Raw genomic sequence first — 20,642 nt, 5'->3', positions numbered from 1 at the left:
TTATATAGTTTAGTAAGCCTTTTTAGGTTTAGTTTTAGGAGGCAACAGAAGTGAATTTAAATATAGTATTATTTCAACCAGAAATTCCACAAAACACTGGAAATATAGGAAGAACATGTGTACTTACAAATTGTAAACTACACTTAATAAAACCTTTAGGCTTTAGTTTAGATGAGAAAGCAGTGAAAAGATGCGGACTTGATTACTGGCCATTGTTAGACTTAGAGATTCATGAAAGCTATGAAGCATTAAGAGAGAAATATAAAGAGAGTAATTTTTATTTTTGTACTACGAAAGCTACAAAGTATTATCATGAAGCAGAATTTAAAGAAGGTGACTTTTTAGTTTTCGGAAGAGAATCAAGTGGGCTTCCAGACTATATTAGACAAGAGAATAAGGAAACACTTATAAAGGTACCTATGATAGATACTACTGAAAGATCTTTAAATCTTTCTAATACTGTAGCTATTATTGCTTATGAAGGATTAAGACAGCTTGGATTTAAACATATGAAATAAGGGGGGTTAGCTTTGAATAAGATAAAAATTATAACAGACAGCACGTGTGATTTGCCTAAGGAGTTGCTTCAAGAAAATGATGTGTTATGTTTACCGCTTCAAGTTACGGTTAATGGGAAAACTTATTTTGATGGTGTAGATATAGACATAAATACTTTTTTTGAAGAGATGGACAAAAGTAGTGAAGCGCCAAAGACAAGCCAAATACCTCCAGCAAAGTTTGCAGAAATATTTAAATCATATATTGAAGATGGATATGAGATAGTAACATTACATTTATCCTCTAAAATGAGTGGTACTTACCAGTCTGCATGTATAGCAAAAGAAATGCTTGAAACTGATAAAATACATGTTGTTGATTCTCAAAATGTTACTGCCGGTTTAGGTGTGCTTGTGTTAAAAGCATGTAGCCTTAAAGAGGAAGGGAAAAATGCTGAGGAGATTGTTCAAGGGGTAAAGTCTATAATGCCGCATGTGAAAAGTACATTGAACTTTCAATCCTTAGATAACCTTGTTAAGGGTGGAAGACTTAGTAAAACAACGGGCTTTGTTGGTGGACTTTTAGGTATAAAGTTAAACTTAGCTGTGGAAGATGGAGAGATGGTAGTAAGGGATAAGGTTAGAGGTAGTAAAAAAGCTCTAAGATGCCTTATTGATTATCTTGAAGAGAATGGAATTTCAAAGGAAGTTAAACCTGTAGTTCTTAATGCTGCAGCCGATGAAGATAATAGAGGGGTTTTAAATGGAATTATTGAGTATCTTCAGGAAAAAAACATTGAATATATAGAGTCAAGTGTTGGATGTGTTGTAGGAACACATTCAGGTAAAAATGCTTGTGGTATATTTTTTGTTGAAAAGCATTAGCAATTATATATTTTATTATATTAAAAAGCCTTGGTATCTAAGGCTTTTTTATTCGGGTGGAATATTTAGAAAATATTCTTTATTTTGAATTGAATAAATAAATAGATAATATTACGAAATCAAATACATTACTTTTGAATTTGTGTAGAATTTAACAATGATTTGGTATATACTACAATTGTAAAGAGAAAAGTGAATTTGGATGATATTTTCGAGAGACAGTCCATTAGGAATTCAACGATTGGATGACTAGTTCTTAGGAGTAATATCCTGAATGTTTTATATGACAAAAAGAACTTATGGACGGCCGAAGAAGCAAGTGTTTATTACCCGAGATAAATATGAAACTCTCAGGCAAAAGGATCGAAAATTGACAAAACTCTGGAAAGCATAGCACCGAAGGAGCAAAACTCTCAGGTTAAAATACAGAGGCATAGGGTAAGAATATATTTATATATATTCTTACCCTATGCCTTTTATATTTGTTAGGAGGACGAAATGATAGAGCCACTTTTTATAATTACTAATAATCCTATGTCCAAGTCAGCATTTGAAAATAAATACGTGGTTGAATACATAGAAAATGGTACTCAGATTGATATTCTAAAAAAAGCTAGAGACTATGTACATCTTGGAAATAGGCTTTTAACCCACCCTTTAATGGGAAGTGTGAAGCCTAATGAAACTCCATATAGGACAATATGTATTTCTAAAAAAAGAGAAGAAAGAGTAGATTTTGGCTCTCTTGATATTATTGAGAGTGCTATAGCTACAACAGAAAAATTTATCAGAGATTTTAACACTCCTAATTGGAGTGAAAAAATATTATTAGATTTTCAAGTAATTGATTTAGATTTGATAGCTCATGCTATTACTTAGGAGGGGAATTGTTATGGCAGAAATTTTTGATACTATAATTATTGGTGGTGGTCCAGCAGGATTATCAGCAGGATTATACGCTTCAAGATCAAGAATGAAAACGTTAATAATTGAAAGAGCAAAATATGGTGGGCAGGCAACAACAACAGATGAATTAGAAAATTATCCAGGTTCAATTGAAAATTGTACTGGTACTACTTTAAGTCAAAGAATGAGACAGCAGGCAGAAGAATTTGGTACTGAATTTGTTAAAGATGAAGTATTAGATGTTGAGCTTGAAGGTGAAGTAAAAGTTATAAAATGCAGAAAAGGCACTTATGAAGCAAAAACTATTATAATTGCAACTGGTGCAACTCCTAGACTAGGTGGTTTTGATAATGAGCTAGAGCTTAGAGGTAAAGGAATATCATATTGTGCAACATGCGATGCTGATTTCTTCACAGATCTTGATATAGCAGTTGTTGGAGGTGGAGATTCAGCTATAACAGAGGCTATATACTTAGCTAAGTTTGGTGAGTCTGTAACAGTAATTCATAGAAGAGATGCTTTAAGAGCTGCGAAGTCTTTACAAGAGAAAGCTTTTGCAAACCCTAAAATTAAGTTCATTTGGGATTCAGTTGTAGAATCTGCAAATGGAGATGAAATTCTTGAAAGTTTAACTATTAAGAATGTTAAAACAGGGGAAAGCTCAGAGTTAGAAGTTAATGGATGCTTTGTATTCGTGGGATACCTTCCAATAAGTGAATTGTTTAAAGGAAAAGTTAACATGAATAGCAGAGGAGATATTATAACTGACGAAGAAATGAGAACTAATATACCTGGAGTATTTGCAGCAGGAGATGTTAGAGAAAAATTATTAAGACAAGTTATAACTGCAGCTGCAGATGGAGCTATAGCAGCAACATGTGCAGAGCATTATATAGAAAATCTTCATTAATTATAATTGAAGTAAAATAAGGAGGAAATATCATGTTAGAACTAAATAAAGAGAATTTTGAAGCAGAAGTACTTAATAGTGACAAACCGGTTTTTGTTGATTTTTGGGGAGATAAATGCGAAATTTGTATAGAGTTAATGCCATCTGTACACGATTTAGAGCCTAAATATGGTGATAAAATAAAATTCGCAAGCTTAAATATCGGTGGAGCTAGAAGAGTTGCTATAGGACAAAAGGTGTTAGGTCTTCCAACAATGAAGATTTATAATGGAGGAGCTTGTGTAGAAACAATAACTCCAGATAAGATAACAACTATTGATGACATTGAGAGCTTTATTAAAGCTTACTATGAAACATTATAATAATAACTTTTAAATTGTAGTTTAATAAGGGAGGTTATCCTCCCGATTAAATATATTAATAAGCAATTTACTGAATATTTTAGGGGGTGAAGGTTTTGCGTCTAGAAATTGGAAAGATATTTATCAAAGATCTTCAATTTGGTTCAGAAACAAAAATAGATAATGGTGTTCTTTATGTAAATAAAGAAGAACTATTAAATGCGGTATCAGGTGACGATAGAATAGAAAGTATTGAATTTGATATAGCAAGACCAGGTGAAGAAGTAAGAATTATTCCGGTAAAGGATGTTGTAGAACCAAGAGTTAAAGTTGAAGGACCTGGCGGAATTTTCCCAGGTTTCGTAAGTAAGGTTGATACAGTTGGTTCAGGAAAAACTCATGTATTAAAAGGAGCTGCAGTTGTTACAACAGGTAAGATTGTAGGTTTCCAAGAGGGTATTGTTGATATGTGTGGAGAGGGAGCTAAATACACTCCATTCTCAAAAACAAACAACTTAGTTATAATCTGCGAACCTAAAGAAGGTGTATTACAACACGAACATGAAGAAGCAGTAAGAATGATTGGATTTAAAGCTGCAAATTATCTTGGAGAAGCAGGAAGAAATGTAGAGCCAGATGAAGTAAAAAGTTTCGAAACTTTACCACTTTTAAAGCAGGCTGCACAGTATCCAGAGTTACCTAAAGTTGTGTATGTATACATGATTCAAACACAAGGACTTCTTCATGACACTTATGTTTATGGAGTTGACGGTAAGAAGATAATACCTACATTCTTATATCCAACAGAAGTGTTTGATGGTGCTGTAGTAAGTGGAAACTGCGTTTCTGCATGTGATAAGAACCCTACTTATGTACATATGAATCATCCTATAATTGAAGATTTATATGAGAGACATGGTAAGGACTTCAACTTCTTAGGCTGTATAGTTACAAACGAGAACGTTTATCTTGCAGATAAGGAAAGATCTTCCAATATGGTTGCAAAGCTTGTTGAGTATTTAGGTGCTGATGCTGCAATTATATCTGAAGAGGGATTTGGAAATCCAGATGCTGACTTAGTTATGAACTGTAATAAGGTTACAGCAAAAGGTGTGAAAACTGTTTTAGTTACAGATGAATATGCTGGGCAAGATGGAAAATCACAGTCATTAGCAGATTCAACTCCTAAGGGTGATGCAGTAGTAACTGGTGGAAATGCTAACGAAGTAATAGTTTTACCTCCAATGAAAAGAGTTATCGGACATGTAGATGCAGCAAACATTATTGCAGGTGGACACATGGGTAGTTTAATGGAAGATGGTTCAATCGAAGCTGAAATCCAAGTTATTACAGGAGCAACAAGTGAGGTTGGATTTAATACATTAACAGCTAGAACATTCTAGTTAAATAAAGAATTAAAATGGAAACTCCTCTGGAGTTAAAAATGATGATATAAGGGAGATTGAGATATATGTTACAAGGTAAAAAGGCCATTTGTATAGGCGATAGAGACGGAATACCAGGACCAGCAATCGAAGCTTGTGTTGCTTCAGCAGGAGCAGAAGTAGTTTTTGCATCAACAGAATGCTTTGTCTGAACAGCTGCAGGTGCAATGGATCTGGAGATCCAACAAAGAGTTAAAGATTTAACTGAAAAATATGGTGCTGAAAACATGGTAGTTGTAATAGGTGGAGCTGAGGCAGAAGCATCAGGTTTATCAGCAGAGACAGTTTGTGCTGGAGACCCAACTTATGCTGGTCCTTTAGCAGGTGTTGAGCTAGGATTAAGAGTTTACCATATGTTAGAAGCAGAAGTTAAAGATGAGTGTGATGCTGCAATCTATGATGAGCAGTGCGGTATGATGGAAATGGTTCTTGATGTAGATGACATCGTAAACGAAGTTAAATCTGTAAGAGACCAATTCTGTAAATTTCAATAATTAAAGTTTTAAACCAAATCTTTGATTGAATAAGTATCATTACTTGAATAAAATTTAGAATTAAGAATGTTTGAATGTAGGTAAAACTCGAGAAGCGTTTTAAAAATTACATAAAAGAAATTGTGTCAGAAATTTCAATCATCATTCTTAATTCTATATTCTAAATTAGTATAAGATGACAAAATAATAAAACTAGTCCCAGAAAGGGGGAGGAGCCTATGTTAAAAGTTGTTCATTATATAAACCAATTCTACGCAGGAATAGGCGGAGAAGAGAAAGCTGATATAAAACCTCAGGTTCAAGAAGGTTTTGTAGGACCAGGAATGGGTTTAAATGGATTATTAAAGAAAGAAAATATTGAAATAGTTGCTACTATCATCTGTGGAGATTCTTACTTTGCTGAAAATACTAAAGAAGCAAAGGTTGAAATTCTTGAAATGATTAAAGGGTATAGCCCAGATTTATTTATAGCTGGACCTGCTTTCAATGCTGGAAGATATGGTGTTGCTTGTGGTGAAATCTGTAAAACTGTACAAGAAGAGTTAAACATTCCTGTACTTTCAGCAATGTATATTGAGAATCCAGGTGCTGATATGTACAAAAAAGATATATATATAGTTTCTACAAGAAATAGTGCTGTTGGAATGAGAGATGCTCTTCCAAAGATAGCTAACTTAGCTGTTAAATTAGCTAAAGGCGAGGGTGTTGGAACTCCAGCAGAGGATAACTATATTGAAAGAGGAATCAGAAAGAATTTCTTTGCTAAGGAAAGAGGTTCAAAAAGAGCCGTAGATATGCTTGTTAAAAAGCTTAAAGGTGAAGAGTTTGTTACTGAATTCCAAATGCCAAACTTTGATAGAGTTGAACCAAATGCACCAATAAAGGATATTACTAAGGCTAAGATTGCAATAGTAACATCAGGTGGAATAGTTCCAAAGGGAAACCCAGATCATATTGAATCATCATCAGCTTCTAAAATCGGTAAATACGATATAGAGGGAATTGATGATTTAACATCAGAGAATTTTGAAACTGCTCATGGTGGACATGACCCTGTTTATGCAAACGAAGACCCAGACAGAGTTATACCAGTTGACGTTTTAAGAGATCTTGAAAAAGAAGGTAAAATAGGATCTTTACACAGATACTTCTATTCTACTGTTGGAAATGGAACAGCAGTAGCATCATCTAAGAAGTATGGTGAATTTGCAGCTAAAGAATTAATAGCTGATGGTGTAGATGCTGTTATATTAACCTCTACGTGAGGAACTTGTACACGTTGCGGTGCAACGCTTGTTAAAGAAATAGAAAGAGCTGGACTTCCGGTAGTTCACATGTGTACTATTACACCAGTATCTTTAACAGTTGGAGCTAATAGAATAATACCAACTGTAGCTATACCTCACCCACTAGGAAATCCAAACCTAGGAAAAGAAGAAGAATATAATTTAAGAAGAAAGCTTGTAGAAAAGGCATTACAAGCACTTCAAACTCCAGTAGAAGGTCAGAATATTTTCGAATAAAGATAATATTTGAAATATTTTGATTGAAATACGGTTTAAATTGAGTGATTGAAGAAGAAGCTTCAATCACTTAATTTAAATAGTTAATGATAAAAATTAAGTAATAAGTGGTTTGCACTATGTACAATGAATAACAAAGGATAAGTAAATTATTTATTTTAGATGGTGCAAAATTTATTACTATAAATGTTTATTTGCACAAGAATTAAGGAGGTATTAGAAATGAATTTTCCAGTTGTTAAAAAAGCATCTTATATTTTAGTAAATACTCCAGATATGGTAATACATAATGGAACTACACAAACTTTAGAAAGACAGACTAATCCTGATTCAGAATATCTTCAAAACTTAAAAAATGGTCTTAGACCTTTCAATGAAGTAGTTGCATATCCGCCAAATCAAGCTTATGTTGGAAACATAACTCCAGAACAGTTAAGCGAAATTGCTAGACCATGGTTAAACAATACTATTGAGGGAGCTAATAGATTTGGTAAGTTTGGTGAAATTATGCCACAAGATGAATTCTATGGCTTAATGAAAATTTCAGATGTATTTGACCTAGTTGTTTTAGAAGAAGGTTTTGCAAATGAAATAAGAGAAAAATTAAGTGTACATCCTTTGTTAAAAGCTAAAGCTGAAAAAGTAATTGGTGATAGTTTTGAAAAGGTTGAAGATTTAGTTTCAAATGTTGGAGCTGAAGGATTATATATCGATGGTAAATTAGTTGGATGTGTTAGAAGAGCACATGAGTTTGATCCTAACCTTTCTGCTCACTATATGTTAGAAAACTTAGTAGTAAAGGCATCAGCAGTTATTGCAGGAATGCATCTTGTTGATGGCTTAGATATTGATATAAATGAAATTGAATATGTGATTGAATGTTCAGAAGAAGCAATAGGAGATATGAACCAAAGAGGTGGCGGAAACGTTGCAAAATCTATTGGTGAAGTAATTGGCTTAAGCGGAGCAACAGGAATTGATATGAGAGGCTTCTGTGCTGGACCTAGCCATGCATTAATTAATGCATCTGCTTTAGTACAAAGTGGAATATACAAAAATGTTTTAGTTATAGCTGGAGGAGCTACAGCTAAACTTGGAATGAATGGAAAAGATCACTTAAAGAAAGGTTTACCAATCATGGAAGATTGCTTAGGTGGATTTGCTGTTCTTGTTTCTCAAAATGATGGTGTTAGTCCAGTATTAAGAACAGATATTATTGGAAGACATACAATTGGACATGGAGCATCTCCTCAAGCTGTATTAGAGGCTTTAGTTTTAGATCCGTTAACTAAGGCAGGACTTAAAATAACAGATGTAGATAAGTTCGCTCCAGAAATGCAGACTCCAGAAATCACAGAACCAGCAGGTGCAGGAGACGTTCCTACTCAAAACTATAAGATGATAGGAGCTTTAGCTGTTAAAAAAGGTCAGTTAGATAGAAAAGAATTACCTAACTTTATTAAAGAGCATGGATACCCAGGATTTGCACCAACTCAAGGTCATATTCCATCAGGAGTGCCAATAATTGGACATGGAATAGAGCATATTAAAAGTGGTGTGTTAAATAACTTTATGGTAATTGGAAAAGGTAGCTTATTCCTAGGTAGAATGACAAACCTATTTGATGGAGTTTCTATATTAGTTGAGAAAAACAGCGGACTTCAAGAGAATGCTGAAAATACAGTAAGCAAAGAAGAAGTTAAAATGATGGTTGCAGATGCTATGAAAGAATTTGCTGATTATCTTTTAAGTGAATCTAAGTAGAGTGTTTCTAAAGCATAAAGAAAAGGGGTGTAGGAATGAGCCAAGAATCTACTAAGGCAATGATTGCTGAAGTATTTAGTGATATAGCACAGGGAATAAAAAGTGGTCAATTTAAAAAGAAGGTTAGAATAGGACTTACTATTCTTGGATCTGAGCATGGTGTTGACGAAATGATAAAAGCTGCAAGACTAGCAAAGATGAAATATGATGACTTTGAAATTGTTCTAATAGGACAAGAGGTTGAAGGCTTTGAAAGTGTAGTGGTTGAATCAGCAGAGGAAGGTCATAAGAGAATGACTACAATGCTTGAAGCTGGAGAGATTGATGGTTGTGTTACTCAGCATTTTGATTTCCCAATCGGAGTTTCAACTGTTGGAAGAGTAATAACACCAGGACTTGGAAGAGAACTTATAATAGCAACTACTACTGGAACAACTTCAACTAACAGAGTTGAAGGAATGGTTAAAAATGCTGTTTCAGGAATAGCAGTAGCAAAGGCTTGCGGAATTGAAAATCCAACAGTTGGAATATTAAATTTAGATGGCGCAAGACAGGTTGAAAGAATTCTTAATGATATTAAAGGTAATGGATATGAAATTAATTTTAGTGATTCATTAAGAGCTGATGGTGGAGCTGTTATGAGAGGAAATGATCTTTTAGCAGGAACTCCAGATGTTATGGTTTGTGACTCCTTAACAGGAAATTTATTAATAAAAATATTCTCATCTTTCACAACAGGTGGTAACTATGAGATTTCAGGAAGTGGTTACGGACCAGGAATTGGTGAAGACTATGATAAGGTTGTTAATATAGTATCAAGAGCTTCAGGGGCACCTCTTATTGCAGAAGCTTTAAGATATTGTGCAACTTGTACACAAAATAAAGTTCTAGATATAGCTAGAAAAGAATATAAGGCTGCTAATGAAGCAGGATTAGAAGCTGCTATTAAAAAAGTAACAGAAAAAAACAATAAATCAGTGGCTGAAGAGGAAGTTACAGCACCGCCTAAAAAGGTAGTAACTTATTCTATTGCTGGAGTTGATATTTTGGAACTTGAAAATGCATGTAAGTGTTTATGGAAACAAAATATTTATTCAGAAAGCGGTATGGGATGTACTGGTCCAATAATCCTTGTTGCAGAAGAAGATGGAGAAGCTGCTAAAAAGGTGTTAATTGATTCAGAGTTTATTGCATAATATTTAAATGTTAAGAAGAATTGTAAACTACAAAGTTTATGATTCTTCTTTTTTATTATTAAAAATATATTCTTATATATCAGTTATAAAGGAAAAAATTTCATCAAAAATAGAGCTTGTTGATATTTATCAGATGAGTATATAAGAAATGATATAAAGCATAATAATATTAGAAATTTATAATTTAAAATGAAAAAGAAAGGAAGGATATTCGATGAAGATAAAAAAATTTACCGCAGCAATTTTGTCGACAGTTATAATTACTGCATCCATAGTTGGATGTGGCAGCAGTAATACTTCTAGTGGAGAAAGTAATAATGAGACATCGGGTATTTCTATAGGACTTGCTACTGATGAAGGTGGTGCAAATGATAAATCCTTTAATCAGTCTGCTAACACTGGTCTTGAAAAGGCGGAAAAAGAATTCGGATTTCAATATACAGTGATAGAGTCTCAAAAGAAAGAAGATTATCAACCCAATTTACAGGCTCTTGTAGATAGTGGGTGTCAGTTATCCTTTGCAACAGGATATCAATTAGCTGATGCTATAACTACTGTTGCTAAAAACAATCTGGATATGAAGTTCTGTCTTGTAGATACTGTGGCTGAAGGAGATAACATAAAATCAATAGTATTTAAAGAAGAGGAAGGTTCATTTTTGGTTGGAGTAATCGCAGGATTGACAACTAAAACTAATAAGATTGGATTTATTGGTGGAAAAGATCAAGAAACCATTGTTAAGTTTGAAGCAGGGTTTGCTGCAGGTGTGGCAGCAGTCAATCCAGAAGCAGCAAAAGGGTTAATTAGTGTAGATGGAAAAACTCCAGGTTCAACTGTAAAATATGCAGATTCTTTTGCAGATACAAATAAAGGATATGAATTGTCAAAGTCCTTATATGAATCAGGGTGCGATATTATCTATCATGCAGCTGGAGGAGTTGGAATAGGTATGTTCCAAGTTGCTAAACAGTTGAAAGAGGAAGGTAAGGAAGTTTGGGGTATTGGAGTTGATATGGATCAGGCAATTTCTTTACCAGAATATGCAGAAATAATACTTACATCAATGATTAAAGATGTTGAAAAAGCTACATATGATACTGCTAAATCCATGGTTGAAGGTAATTTTGAAACTGGAATAACGGTTTTGGGAATTGCAGAAGGAGGAGTGAGAGTTTCAGAATCAACATCTGAAAAGGTTTCTCCTGAAATTCTTGCAAGGGTTAATGAGCTAGAGAACAAGATTAAAGATGGAAAAATAATTGTACCAGCAACACGACAAGATGTAATGGAGTTTAAGATAAGTTAATTTACATTTAAAAATAATAAATCACATAAGGAGGAAGTTCCATGAAAATGAAAAAAGTTACGGCAATAATTATGTCATTGATAATGACAGCAGGAATATTTGTTGGTTGTGGTGGAAGTGATAATAAAAATCAGGGAAGTAGCGGAGGTTCATCATCTGGATCCAATATTACTATAGGGCTTTCAACTGATGAAGGTGGAATTAATGATAAATCCTTTAACCAGTCTGCCAATGAAGGAGTAGAAAAAGCAAAATCAGAATTTGGTGTAAATTATACAGCTATAGAGGCTCAGAAAAAAGAAGATTATGAACCTAATTTACAGGCTTTAGTTGATAATGGGTGTAACTTAACATTTGCTGTAGGTTATCAGTTAGCTGATGCAGTTGCAAAGGTAGCTAAAAATAATCCGGAAGCAAATTTCTGTATTGTAGATTCAGTTGTTGAAGCTGATAATGTTGAATCCATAACATTTAAGGAAGAGGAAGGATCTTTCTTAGTTGGAGTTATTGCTGGATTAGTAACAAAAACTAATAAAATAGGTTTTATTGGTGGAAAGGATCAAGATACTATTGTTAGATTTGAAGCTGGCTTTGCTGCTGGAGTTGCATCTGTAAACCCAGAAGCAGCTACGGGGTTAATCAGCACTGATGGAAGCACACCAGGTGCTACAGTTAAATATGCAGACTCCTTTGCTGACACCAATAAAGGATATGAATTAGCAAAATCTTTGTATGAATCAGGATGTGATGTAATTTATCATGCTGCAGGTGGAGTTGGAATTGGAATGTTACAGGCAACAAAAGAGTTTAAAGATCAAGGCAAAGAGGTATGGGCTATTGGAGTAGATATGGATCAAGCAATTTCTTTACCTGAATATGCTGATGTTATTCTTACATCAATGGTTAAAAGAGTTGATAAAGCTACCTATGATGCGGTTAAGGCTCAAGTTGACGGGAATTTTAAAGGGGGATCTAAAGTTATAGGTATAGCAGACGATGGAGTGGGTGTGGCAGATTCATCATCTGTAAATACTCCTGAAGATGTTCTTGTAAAGGTTGAAGATTATAAGAATAAAATAAAAGCAGGAGAAATTGTTGTACCACCTACAAGAACTGAAGTTATGAATTTTAAAGTTCAATAAAAAGTAAAAACAAAGATAGAAAATTTTATTTATTCTAATTAGATAATATTAATTGATAAAAACGACTATTTTAATTAGTCGTTTTTATTTGATTTTTGTCTAAAGTTATGTTATATTCACCTTGTAAGTGAAAGCAAATAAATTGTGTAGCACATATATGCTGAAATATAGGACAAGCTTCATGATATATGATACTCAATTATCTTTTACAACTTACAAATGATAAATACATAAGTTAAAATGTTTGGGAGGTTTTTACATGAAAATGAAAAGATTAATTGCTCTAATGGCAACTGTCGCTCTTTCTGCTACTATGTTAGTTGGATGTGGAAGTGACAAATCAGGTAGTGAAGGCGGAGATTCTTCAAAATCTGAAATCTCTATAGGGCTTTCTACCGATGAAGGTGGAATAAATGATAAGTCATTCAATCAAAGTGCTAATGATGGAGTTTTAAGAGCTAAAGATGAGTTTGGGGTGGAGTATACTTACTTAGAAGCTCAGAAGAAAGAGGATTATGAGCCAAACCTACAATCTTTAATAGATAATGGCGCTGATTTAACATTTGCTATTGGATATCAATTATCTGATGCAGTTAAAGCTGCTGCTAAGAATAATCCAGAAGCAAAGTTTGCTCTAGTGGATTCAGTAGTGGAATCAGATAATGTATTATCAATAGTATTTAAAGAAGAAGAAGGTTCTTTCCTAGTTGGAGTTATAGCTGGATTAACAACTAAAACTAATAAAGTTGGATTTATAGGTGGAAAAGACTCAGAAGCTATACAAAAGTTTGAAGCTGGCTTTGCTGCTGGTGTTGCTGCTGTTAACCCAGAAGCTGCTAAAGGTCTTATAAGTTCAGATGGTACAAGCACTGGAGCAACAGTTAAGTATGCTGATTCTTTTGCAGATACAAACAAAGGTTATGAGCTGGCTAAATCTTTATACAATGAAGGGTGTGACGTAATATATCACGCTGCTGGTGGAGTTGGTGTTGGGTTATTCCAAGCTACTCAAGAATTAAGAAACGAAGGAAAAGATGTATGGGCTATCGGAGTTGATATGGACCAAGCAGTTTCACTTCCTAATTTTGCTGACTCAATTCTTACATCTATGATAAAAAGAGTTGATAACTCAACATATGATGCAGTTAAATCTGTAGTTGATGGAAACTTTGAAGGTAAAGTTTTAAGTTTAGGAATTGCTGATGGTGGAGTTGGTATTGCTGAAACTACTTCAACAAATGCTTCAGAAGAGGCTATAGCAAAATCTAAAGAATTCGAAGAAAGAATCAAGAATGGTGAGTTTGAAGTTCCAGCAACTAGAGAAGGGGTAATGGAGTTCAAAATAAACTAATGAAATTATAGGATTGTTTACAATTTGTTAGAATACTTACAAAAAGCTAGATATTACACTAGCTTTTTTTTGTAGGTTGATGTAAAATAAAGGTGAATATGTATAAAAATTTTTCAGGGGGTTTTTGAAATGAAAATGAAAAGAATTGTTGCACTTTTAGCAACAGTGGCAATGACAGCTACTCTTTTAGTGGGATGTGCAAGTCCTAAAGATGGAGGAAGCACAGGGGACACATCTAAGGGAGATGAAGGAACAAAGTCAGAAGTATTTATAGGTTTATCTACTGACGAAGGTGGAATTAACGATAAATCCTTCAACCAAACTGCCAATGATGGAGTTGTAAAAGCAGAAAAAGAATTTGGATTAAAATACAAATACTTAGAAGCAACTAAAAAGGAAGATTATGAACCAAACCTTCAAGGTTTAATAGATGAAGGTGCAGATTTAACTTTTGCTATTGGATATCAATTATCTGATGCAGTTAAAAATATTGCTAAAAATAACGCAGATTCAAAACTTTGTCTGATTGACTCAGTTGTAGATGCACCAAATGTACTATCTATTACTTTTAAAGAAGAAGAAGGCTCTTTCTTAATGGGAGTTATAGCTGGATTAACGACTAAAACTAATAAAGTTGGATTTATTGGTGGTAAAGATCAAGAGACAATTGTAAAATTTGAAGCAGGTTTTGCTGCAGGAGTAGCTGCTGTTAACCCAGAGGCTGCTAAAGGTTTAATAAGTCCAGATGGAAAAGCAGTAGGAACAACTGTTAAGTATGCAGATTCTTTTGCTGATACAAATAAAGGATATGAGTTAGCTAAGTCTCTTTATGATGATGGAGTTGACGTAATATACCATGCGGCAGGTGGATGTGGAATAGGATTATTCCAAGCTACTAAAGAATTAAAAGAAAAAGGACAAGATGTATGGGCTATAGGAGTTGATATGGACCAACAAGTATCACTTCCTGAATATGCTGATGTAATGCTTTCTTCTATGATGAAGAGAGTAGATAATGCTACTTATGACGCTGCTAAGTCAGTTGTAGATGGAACATTTGAAGGTGGAAATAAAGTGCTTGGAATAGCTGAAGGCGGAGTTGGAATGTCAGATTCTACTTCTAAGAATACTGATGCTAAAGTTATAGAAAAGGCTAAAGAATTTGAGGAAAAGATTAAAAAAGGTGAAATTAAAGTTCCAGGAACAAGAGCAGAAGTTAAAGATTTTAAAGTAAACTAATAAAACACATATGATTTTATGAATTAAAAGCTAGATATTTTTATCTAGCTTTTTCTGACTGATAAGTTTAGTAGATTAATGTTATAGAATTTTTAATAAAGTGACGTTTAACACTAGATCGATATACAATTATTAGAAAAATAAAAAAATACCTATAAAAAACGTTTTATGGTATAATATAAGACGGATTATAAAGAATATATAGTAGCACTTTTATTTGCGTGAAAATTATTACATATCTAAGTATTTAAGCAGCAAATGCAGGTAGTATTATTAAGGAGGAAGGGAAATGAAGAAAGTAATTGAAATGAAGGGCATAACCAAAGTTTTCCCTGGTACAATTGCCAATGATAACGTTGACTTCGATCTGTTACAAGGTGAAACTCACGTATTATTAGGTGAAAATGGAGCGGGAAAAACAACCCTGATGAATATACTTTACGGTCTTTATCAGCAGGAAAAGGGTGATATATATGTTGATGGTCAATTAGTTAAAATTGATAACCCTAATGAAGCTATTAAGCTTGGTATAGGTATGGTGCATCAGCACTTCATGCTAGTAGATAATTTTACAGTAGCTGAAAATATAATATTAGGACGTGAGCCTAAAAAAGGATTAAAGCTTGATAGAAAGAAAGCGGTGGCTGATGTTAAGGAAATTGCAGATAAATACGGATTTGCTATAGATCCAAATGCAGTAATTGAAAACATATCTGTTGGTCAACAACAAAAGGTTGAAATACTTAAGGCTCTTTATAGAGGAGCAAAAACATTAATACTTGATGAGCCTACAGCAGTTTTAACACCTCAAGAGATTGATGAATTAGGAAAAATTATTGATAATCTTAAAAAAGAAGGAAAATCAGTAATACTTATAACTCATAAATTAAAAGAAGTTATGAGCATGAGTGACAGAGTTACAATCATTAGAAGAGGTAAAGTAACTGGAACTGTAAAAACAAAAGATACTAATATAGATGAACTTGCAGAATTAATGGTTGGAAGAAAAGTAAACCTAGTAGTTGAGAAAGAAGCTGCCAAACTTGGCTCAGAGATTCTTAAGGTTGAAAATCTTTCTGCTAATGACCAAAGAGGGATTCCAGCAGTTAAAAATGTTTCCTTTGAAGTTCGTGGTGGAGAGATACTAGGAATAGCAGGTGTTGATGGTAATGGTCAAACAGAACTTTTAGAAGTTTTAACTGGCCTTAGAAAGCCTCATAATGGAAGTATTACTATGAATGGTAAGGACTTATATGGCAAATCACCAAGAGAGATAATTGATGCTGGAGTAGGTCATATACCAGAGGATAGACATAAAAGAGGTTTGATACTTAAATACTCTTTAGTTGAAAACTCTATCTTAGGTATTCATAAAAATAAAGAGTTCACGAAAAATGGTTTTATCATGGATTATAAAGCAATAAGAACTCATTGTGAAAAATTAATTGAAGAGTTTGATGTAAGAACTCCTAATGCAGATGTATTTGCATCAGCTTTATCTGGTGGTAACCAGCAGAAGTTAATTGCAGCAAGAGAGATTGCTAAAGATCCAGAACTTTTAATTGCTGCCCAGCCAACAAGAGGTATTGATGTTGGAGCAATAGAATACATTCACAGCAGATTAGTAGAGGAAAGAGATAAAGGAAAAGCTGTACTTTTAGTTTCTCTTGAACTTGATGAAGTGTTGGCTCTTTCAGATAGGATTGCTGTTATGTATGATGGTGAAATTGTAGATATTTTAGATAGAAAAGATGCAGATGAGCAGAAACTAGGTATTTTAATGGCTGGTGGAAGCTTAGATAAGAAAGGGGAATAAAAGTAAAATGAAAGAAAAATTTAAAGGTTCCGCTAAAGCCATCCTCTTTCCGATAGTAGCGGTTATACTTTCTTTATTTATTTCAGTGTTCTTTGTAATGTGGGCAAAAGGTTACCCTATTACACAGTATTTTACAGCTTTAAGTGATTTGGTTTCAACTATTTGGAGAGGTAGCTTTGGAACATCTAAAAACGTTTTATCAACTATTGCTGAAGTAACTCCGTTAATATTTACAGGGGTTGCAAATGCTGTTGCATTTAGATGTGGTCTGTTCAATATCGGTGTTGGTGGACAGTTTGTTTTAGGTATGCTTGGAGGAGCTATGGTTGGATGTATTCCAGGACTTAGCCCAATTGTCCATATACCTTTAATGATTCTTGCAGGTATTGTGTTTGGAGGAATATGGGGAGCAATTCCAGGATTCCTTAAAGCTAAGTTTGGTACTAGTGAAGTTATCAATACAATAATGATGAACTACATATCTATTGCTTTAGCTAACTATTTTATTTTAAGAACGGCCTTTGGGGTGCCTGGTAAGTCATCAAGTCCTGAGATTCAAGCAAGTGCTATGATTCCAAGATTTGTTGAAAGTAATGGAGCTAACTATAGTATATTTATTGGAATAATAGTTGCTATTCTTATGGCTTTCTTACTATGGAAAACTACTACAGGATACGAAATAAGAGCAGTTGGTATAAACCCATATGGAGCTGAATATGGTGGAATTAATATAGCTAAAAAAGCGGTGTTAGCTATGGTTTTATCTGGTGCCATTGCTGGCCTTGGTGGAGCTACTCACGTTGCGGGAGTTAAGCATTTAATTCAAGATTTTATGGTTGTTCCAAGTTACGGATTTGATGGTATTGCGGTTGCTCTTTTAGCTAAAAAGAATCCTATTGGATGTATTTTAGCTGCGGTATTATTTGGAGCTTTAAATAGTAGTTCAAGAGCACTTCAAATTAGTGGAATACCAAAAGAAATAGTATTCTTAATTCAATCAGTAATCATCATATTTGTTGCTACTGATTATGTTATTACTTACTTTGATAATAAGAAAAAGAAAGGGGAGATAATGAATGGATAGCGCAATCTTAGCAGCAATAATTTCTCTTATAACAGCTACTCTAAGAATAGCTACACCACTTATCTTCACAGCACTTGGAGGAATGTTTTCAGAGCGTTCAGGTGTAGTTAATATAGGACTTGAAGGTATGATGACTATAGGTGCATTCTTTGCAGTATGGGGAACATTTATATCAGGAAATCCTTTAATTGGGGTGTTATTTGCCATAATAGCAGGAGGGGTTTTAGCACTTGTTCATGCTGTGCTTTCAATAAATTTAAAGGCGGACCAGGTTATATCTGGTACTGCAATTAACTTATTTGCATCAGCTTTAGCTAGCTTCTTGATATTCATATTATTTGGTAAGGGTGGTCAAACCGATGTAGTTAGCACTCTTCCATATAAATTACCTGAGTTTATAAAAAAGATTCCGATATTAGGAGATATATTAGGCGGGTTAAACTGGTTTGTTATTCTAGCGATAATTCTAGTGTTTGTTGCACATTTTGTTTTATATAAGACTTCTGTAGGTCTTAGAATAAGAGCTGTTGGAGAACATCCAAAGGCTGCAGATACATTAGGAATAAATGTTTATAAAGTGAGGTATGCTTGTGTTGTTTTATCTGGTATGCTTGCAGGTTTAGGTGGAGCAGCACTATCAATAGGTATCACTCCAATATATAGAGAAGGTATGGTATCAGGACGTGGATTTATAGCTCTTGCAGCTGTAATCTTTGGTAACTGGACACCAATTGGTTCCTTTGGAGCATGTTTATTATTTGCATTCGGAGAATCATTTCAAATACTTGCTCAAGGTTTTGGATGGGCACTTCCATCAGAAGTGTTTACTGTAATACCATATGTTCTTACAATGTTAGCTCTAGCAGGATTTGTTGGTAAAACAAGTGCTCCAGCAGCATCAGGTGAAGCTTACGAGAAAAATGGAAGATAATTAAAAAAAGAATTTAGCGGAGAAAAATTTTTCTCCGCTTTTTTTATGTATAAAATCTCGAAGGTATAAAAAGGTTTACAATAAGTTGATTGAAAATTCTATCTACAGTGTGATAATATAGTATTACATAAAGGGGTGGAGAAAATGAACATGGGATTTGATTTGAAATTAAGTCAAGAGCAAAAGTTGGTAATGACCATGGAAATGCAGCAGTCTATAAAGCTTTTACAAATGTCATCCTATGAGCTTTTACAGCATATTGATAAAGAACTACAGGAAAATGTTGTTCTGGATATAGATAATAATGTTGAAAATTTAAAAGAAGATAATTTTAAAAGTAATGAGCTGGCTGAATATAGAAATTTAGTTAAATATCTTGAGTTTGACAGTTATAGTAGTCGTGCGTATTCTCAAGATGAAGAAAAAGAACAGCTTTCACCTTTGAATTTTATTAGTAATAAGCCGACTTTAAAAGATTATTTGAAGGATCAGGTTATGTATAGTGGTGTTAGTAAACCTATACAATATATTAGTAATTACATAATTGATAATATTGATGGTAGAGGTTATTTAGATGAAGAAATTGTTGGAGCGGTTTCTGAAGAGTTGAATGTTTCCTTAGAATTAGTTGAAAAAGGATTAGAAATAATACAAAGTTTTGAACCAGCAGGAATTGGTGCTAGGAATTTGAGTGAGTGCCTTAAAATTCAGCTTGGAAGAAAAGGTATTCATGATGAGATTTTAAACAGAATTATTGATGAGTATCTTTTAGAAATATCCAAGGGAAAATATCAACAATTAAGCAAGATTCTAAATATTCTACCTAAACAGGTGCAGGAATATGAGGATATAATTAAAGAATTGGAACCTAAGCCATCTAGAGGTTTTTTTACAGGAGAAGAAATAGGATATGTTGTACCGGATGTATATGTTAGAAAGTTAAATGATGAATATATAGTGCTTATGAATGAAGGTGTATTACCTAAGCTTATGATAAATAATACATATAAGAAGGTTTTAGAATTTAGTCAGGATAAAAACACTATCGAATATGTAAAAGAAAAAATTAGCAGTGCTATGTTTTTAATAAAAAGTATAGAAAGCAGAAAAAATACTTTGTGCAGAGTGATGGAGGAAGTTGTTAAATCACAAAGAGAATACTTTGATAAAGGGGATGATTATTTAAAACCAATGACTATCAAGTATATAGCACAAAAGTTAGATATGCATGAGTCTACTGTGAGCAGAGCTATTAGAGATAAATATGTTGCTTTAAATAGCGGTGAGATAAAAAGAATCAAGAGTTTATTTACAAGTTATGTGAATATAAGAAATGAAGAAGTGTCTGTTAGTAATGTGAAGAAGGATATAGAAAGAATAATTGAAGGTGAAAACAAAAATAAACCTTTTTCTGATTCAGTTATTTGTGAACAATTAAACAAACAAGGTATAGATATATCAAGGAGAACTGTTGCAAAATACAGGGAGGAATTGGGGATAAAATCCTCTTCTCAAAGAAAAAGACTGGTATAACTATACCTTTCTTAATTGAACATACCAAAGTTCCACTACTCAAATCTTTGATTTGGGTAGTGGAACTTTCACAGAGTGCATCTATGATTTGATAATGTGAAGTTAAGGAATAGTCTAAATCTATGATTTGGATACTAGAACTTACTCTTTGAGCATTCATTTGAACAAATTTTAGAATGGGTTTCATATAACACTAATATATGTAATAAAAGAATATAGAAATAAAAAATAAAATATTTTTTTCTTAATATTAAAAAAAACACTTCACAAATTAGGAGA

General features: G+C 33.5%; 18 protein-coding genes and 1 riboswitch. All 18 genes read left to right on the top strand.

All coding sequences use genetic code 11. The annotated features are described in order from the left end of the window. Nucleotides 1-50: 50 nt before the first annotated feature. Nucleotides 51-518 (top strand): tRNA (cytidine(34)-2'-O)-methyltransferase, encoded by a 468-nt coding sequence (locus BN1075_RS10245; RefSeq protein ID WP_040193049.1) that lies wholly within the window; start codon nucleotides 51-53, stop codon nucleotides 516-518. A 12-nt stretch (nucleotides 519-530) separates the two neighbouring features. Beyond that, entirely contained in the window at nucleotides 531-1,382 is an 852-nt protein-coding gene (locus BN1075_RS10240; protein ID WP_040193048.1) for a DegV family protein, read from the top strand. Nucleotides 1,383-1,584: 202 nt separating this feature from the next. Continuing rightward, nucleotides 1,585-1,758, top strand: a riboswitch (glycine riboswitch). Nucleotides 1,759-1,880: 122 nt separating this feature from the next. Beyond that, on the top strand, nucleotides 1,881-2,261 hold the full coding sequence (locus tag BN1075_RS10235; protein ID WP_040193047.1) for a GrdX family protein: 381 nt from the start codon (nucleotides 1,881-1,883) through the stop codon (nucleotides 2,259-2,261). Between the two features lie 13 nt (nucleotides 2,262-2,274). Continuing rightward, complete coding sequence (gene trxB / locus BN1075_RS10230; RefSeq protein ID WP_040193046.1) at nucleotides 2,275-3,198, top strand: thioredoxin-disulfide reductase; 924 nt, start codon at nucleotides 2,275-2,277, stop codon at nucleotides 3,196-3,198. 32 nt (nucleotides 3,199-3,230) lie between these two features. Further along, nucleotides 3,231-3,560, top strand: a complete 330-nt coding sequence (locus BN1075_RS10225; protein ID WP_040193045.1) for a thioredoxin family protein — start codon at nucleotides 3,231-3,233, stop codon at nucleotides 3,558-3,560. A gap of 95 nt (nucleotides 3,561-3,655) precedes the next feature. Further along, nucleotides 3,656-4,942, top strand: coding sequence for a glycine/sarcosine/betaine reductase component B subunit (locus BN1075_RS10220; protein WP_040193044.1), 1,287 nt, complete (start codon nucleotides 3,656-3,658; stop codon nucleotides 4,940-4,942). A 68-nt stretch (nucleotides 4,943-5,010) separates the two neighbouring features. Further along, entirely contained in the window at nucleotides 5,011-5,478 is a 468-nt protein-coding gene (gene grdA, locus BN1075_RS10210; RefSeq protein ID WP_081911553.1) for a glycine/sarcosine/betaine reductase complex selenoprotein A, read from the top strand. Nucleotides 5,479-5,696: 218 nt separating this feature from the next. After that, nucleotides 5,697-7,001: a glycine reductase complex selenoprotein B gene (gene grdB, locus BN1075_RS10205; RefSeq protein ID WP_081911552.1), complete on the top strand. Its 1,305-nt coding sequence runs from the start codon at nucleotides 5,697-5,699 to the stop codon at nucleotides 6,999-7,001. Between the two features lie 222 nt (nucleotides 7,002-7,223). Continuing rightward, a complete protein-coding gene (gene grdC, locus BN1075_RS10195; protein ID WP_040193039.1) occupies nucleotides 7,224-8,765 on the top strand; it encodes a glycine/sarcosine/betaine reductase complex component C subunit beta in 1,542 nt (513 codons plus the stop codon). A gap of 35 nt (nucleotides 8,766-8,800) precedes the next feature. Beyond that, on the top strand, nucleotides 8,801-9,961 hold the full coding sequence (gene grdD, locus BN1075_RS10190) for a glycine/sarcosine/betaine reductase complex component C subunit alpha (protein ID WP_040193038.1): 1,161 nt from the start codon (nucleotides 8,801-8,803) through the stop codon (nucleotides 9,959-9,961). Between the two features lie 214 nt (nucleotides 9,962-10,175). Beyond that, the gene (locus BN1075_RS10185; protein ID WP_040193037.1) at nucleotides 10,176-11,267 is read left to right on the top strand and encodes a BMP family lipoprotein; all 1,092 of its coding nucleotides are present in this window, start codon (nucleotides 10,176-10,178) and stop codon (nucleotides 11,265-11,267) included. 41 nt (nucleotides 11,268-11,308) lie between these two features. After that, nucleotides 11,309-12,409: a BMP family lipoprotein gene (locus BN1075_RS10180; protein WP_040193036.1), complete on the top strand. Its 1,101-nt coding sequence runs from the start codon at nucleotides 11,309-11,311 to the stop codon at nucleotides 12,407-12,409. Nucleotides 12,410-12,668: 259 nt separating this feature from the next. Beyond that, nucleotides 12,669-13,760, top strand: a complete 1,092-nt coding sequence (locus BN1075_RS10175) for a BMP family lipoprotein (RefSeq protein ID WP_040193035.1) — start codon at nucleotides 12,669-12,671, stop codon at nucleotides 13,758-13,760. Between the two features lie 129 nt (nucleotides 13,761-13,889). After that, complete coding sequence (locus BN1075_RS10170; protein ID WP_040193034.1) at nucleotides 13,890-14,999, top strand: BMP family lipoprotein; 1,110 nt, start codon at nucleotides 13,890-13,892, stop codon at nucleotides 14,997-14,999. A gap of 289 nt (nucleotides 15,000-15,288) precedes the next feature. After that, nucleotides 15,289-16,815 carry an ABC transporter ATP-binding protein gene (locus tag BN1075_RS10165; RefSeq protein WP_040193032.1) on the top strand — a complete coding sequence of 509 codons (1,527 nt, stop codon included), beginning with the start codon at nucleotides 15,289-15,291 and terminating at the stop codon, nucleotides 16,813-16,815. Between the two features lie 7 nt (nucleotides 16,816-16,822). Beyond that, entirely contained in the window at nucleotides 16,823-17,899 is a 1,077-nt protein-coding gene (locus tag BN1075_RS10160) for an ABC transporter permease (RefSeq protein WP_040193031.1), read from the top strand. Then, on the top strand, nucleotides 17,892-18,830 hold the full coding sequence (locus BN1075_RS10155; RefSeq protein ID WP_040193030.1) for an ABC transporter permease: 939 nt from the start codon (nucleotides 17,892-17,894) through the stop codon (nucleotides 18,828-18,830). Before BN1075_RS10160 ends, BN1075_RS10155 begins: the two co-directional genes overlap by 8 nt. A 150-nt stretch (nucleotides 18,831-18,980) precedes the next feature. Continuing rightward, a complete protein-coding gene (gene rpoN / locus BN1075_RS10150; RefSeq protein ID WP_449727767.1) occupies nucleotides 18,981-20,363 on the top strand; it encodes an RNA polymerase factor sigma-54 in 1,383 nt (460 codons plus the stop codon). Nucleotides 20,364-20,642 lie beyond the last annotated feature (279 nt).

Source organism: Clostridium culturomicium, from assembly GCF_000821305.1.
Classification (GTDB): Bacteria; Bacillota; Clostridia; order Clostridiales; family Clostridiaceae; genus Clostridium_J; species Clostridium_J culturomicium.
This window is presented reverse-complemented; position numbering and strand designations above follow the sequence as displayed.

Excerpts from the sequence above, each read along its gene's own strand:
- BN1075_RS10235 (WP_040193047.1), top strand. The coding sequence starts at position 1,881 with ATGATAGAGCCACTTTTTATAATTACTAATAATCCTATGTCCAAGTCA.
- trxB (WP_040193046.1), top strand. The coding sequence starts at position 2,275 with ATGGCAGAAATTTTTGATACTATAATTATTGGTGGTGGTCCAGCAGGA.
- BN1075_RS10225 (WP_040193045.1), top strand. The coding sequence starts at position 3,231 with ATGTTAGAACTAAATAAAGAGAATTTTGAAGCAGAAGTACTTAATAGT.
- grdC (WP_040193039.1), top strand. The coding sequence starts at position 7,224 with ATGAATTTTCCAGTTGTTAAAAAAGCATCTTATATTTTAGTAAATACT.
- grdD (WP_040193038.1), top strand. The coding sequence starts at position 8,801 with ATGAGCCAAGAATCTACTAAGGCAATGATTGCTGAAGTATTTAGTGAT.
- BN1075_RS10185 (WP_040193037.1), top strand. The coding sequence starts at position 10,176 with ATGAAGATAAAAAAATTTACCGCAGCAATTTTGTCGACAGTTATAATT.
- BN1075_RS10180 (WP_040193036.1), top strand. The coding sequence starts at position 11,309 with ATGAAAATGAAAAAAGTTACGGCAATAATTATGTCATTGATAATGACA.
- BN1075_RS10175 (WP_040193035.1), top strand. The coding sequence starts at position 12,669 with ATGAAAATGAAAAGATTAATTGCTCTAATGGCAACTGTCGCTCTTTCT.
- BN1075_RS10170 (WP_040193034.1), top strand. The coding sequence starts at position 13,890 with ATGAAAATGAAAAGAATTGTTGCACTTTTAGCAACAGTGGCAATGACA.
- BN1075_RS10165 (WP_040193032.1), top strand. The coding sequence starts at position 15,289 with ATGAAGAAAGTAATTGAAATGAAGGGCATAACCAAAGTTTTCCCTGGT.
- BN1075_RS10160 (WP_040193031.1), top strand. The coding sequence starts at position 16,823 with ATGAAAGAAAAATTTAAAGGTTCCGCTAAAGCCATCCTCTTTCCGATA.
- BN1075_RS10155 (WP_040193030.1), top strand. The coding sequence starts at position 17,892 with ATGGATAGCGCAATCTTAGCAGCAATAATTTCTCTTATAACAGCTACT.
- rpoN (WP_449727767.1), top strand. The coding sequence starts at position 18,981 with ATGGGATTTGATTTGAAATTAAGTCAAGAGCAAAAGTTGGTAATGACC.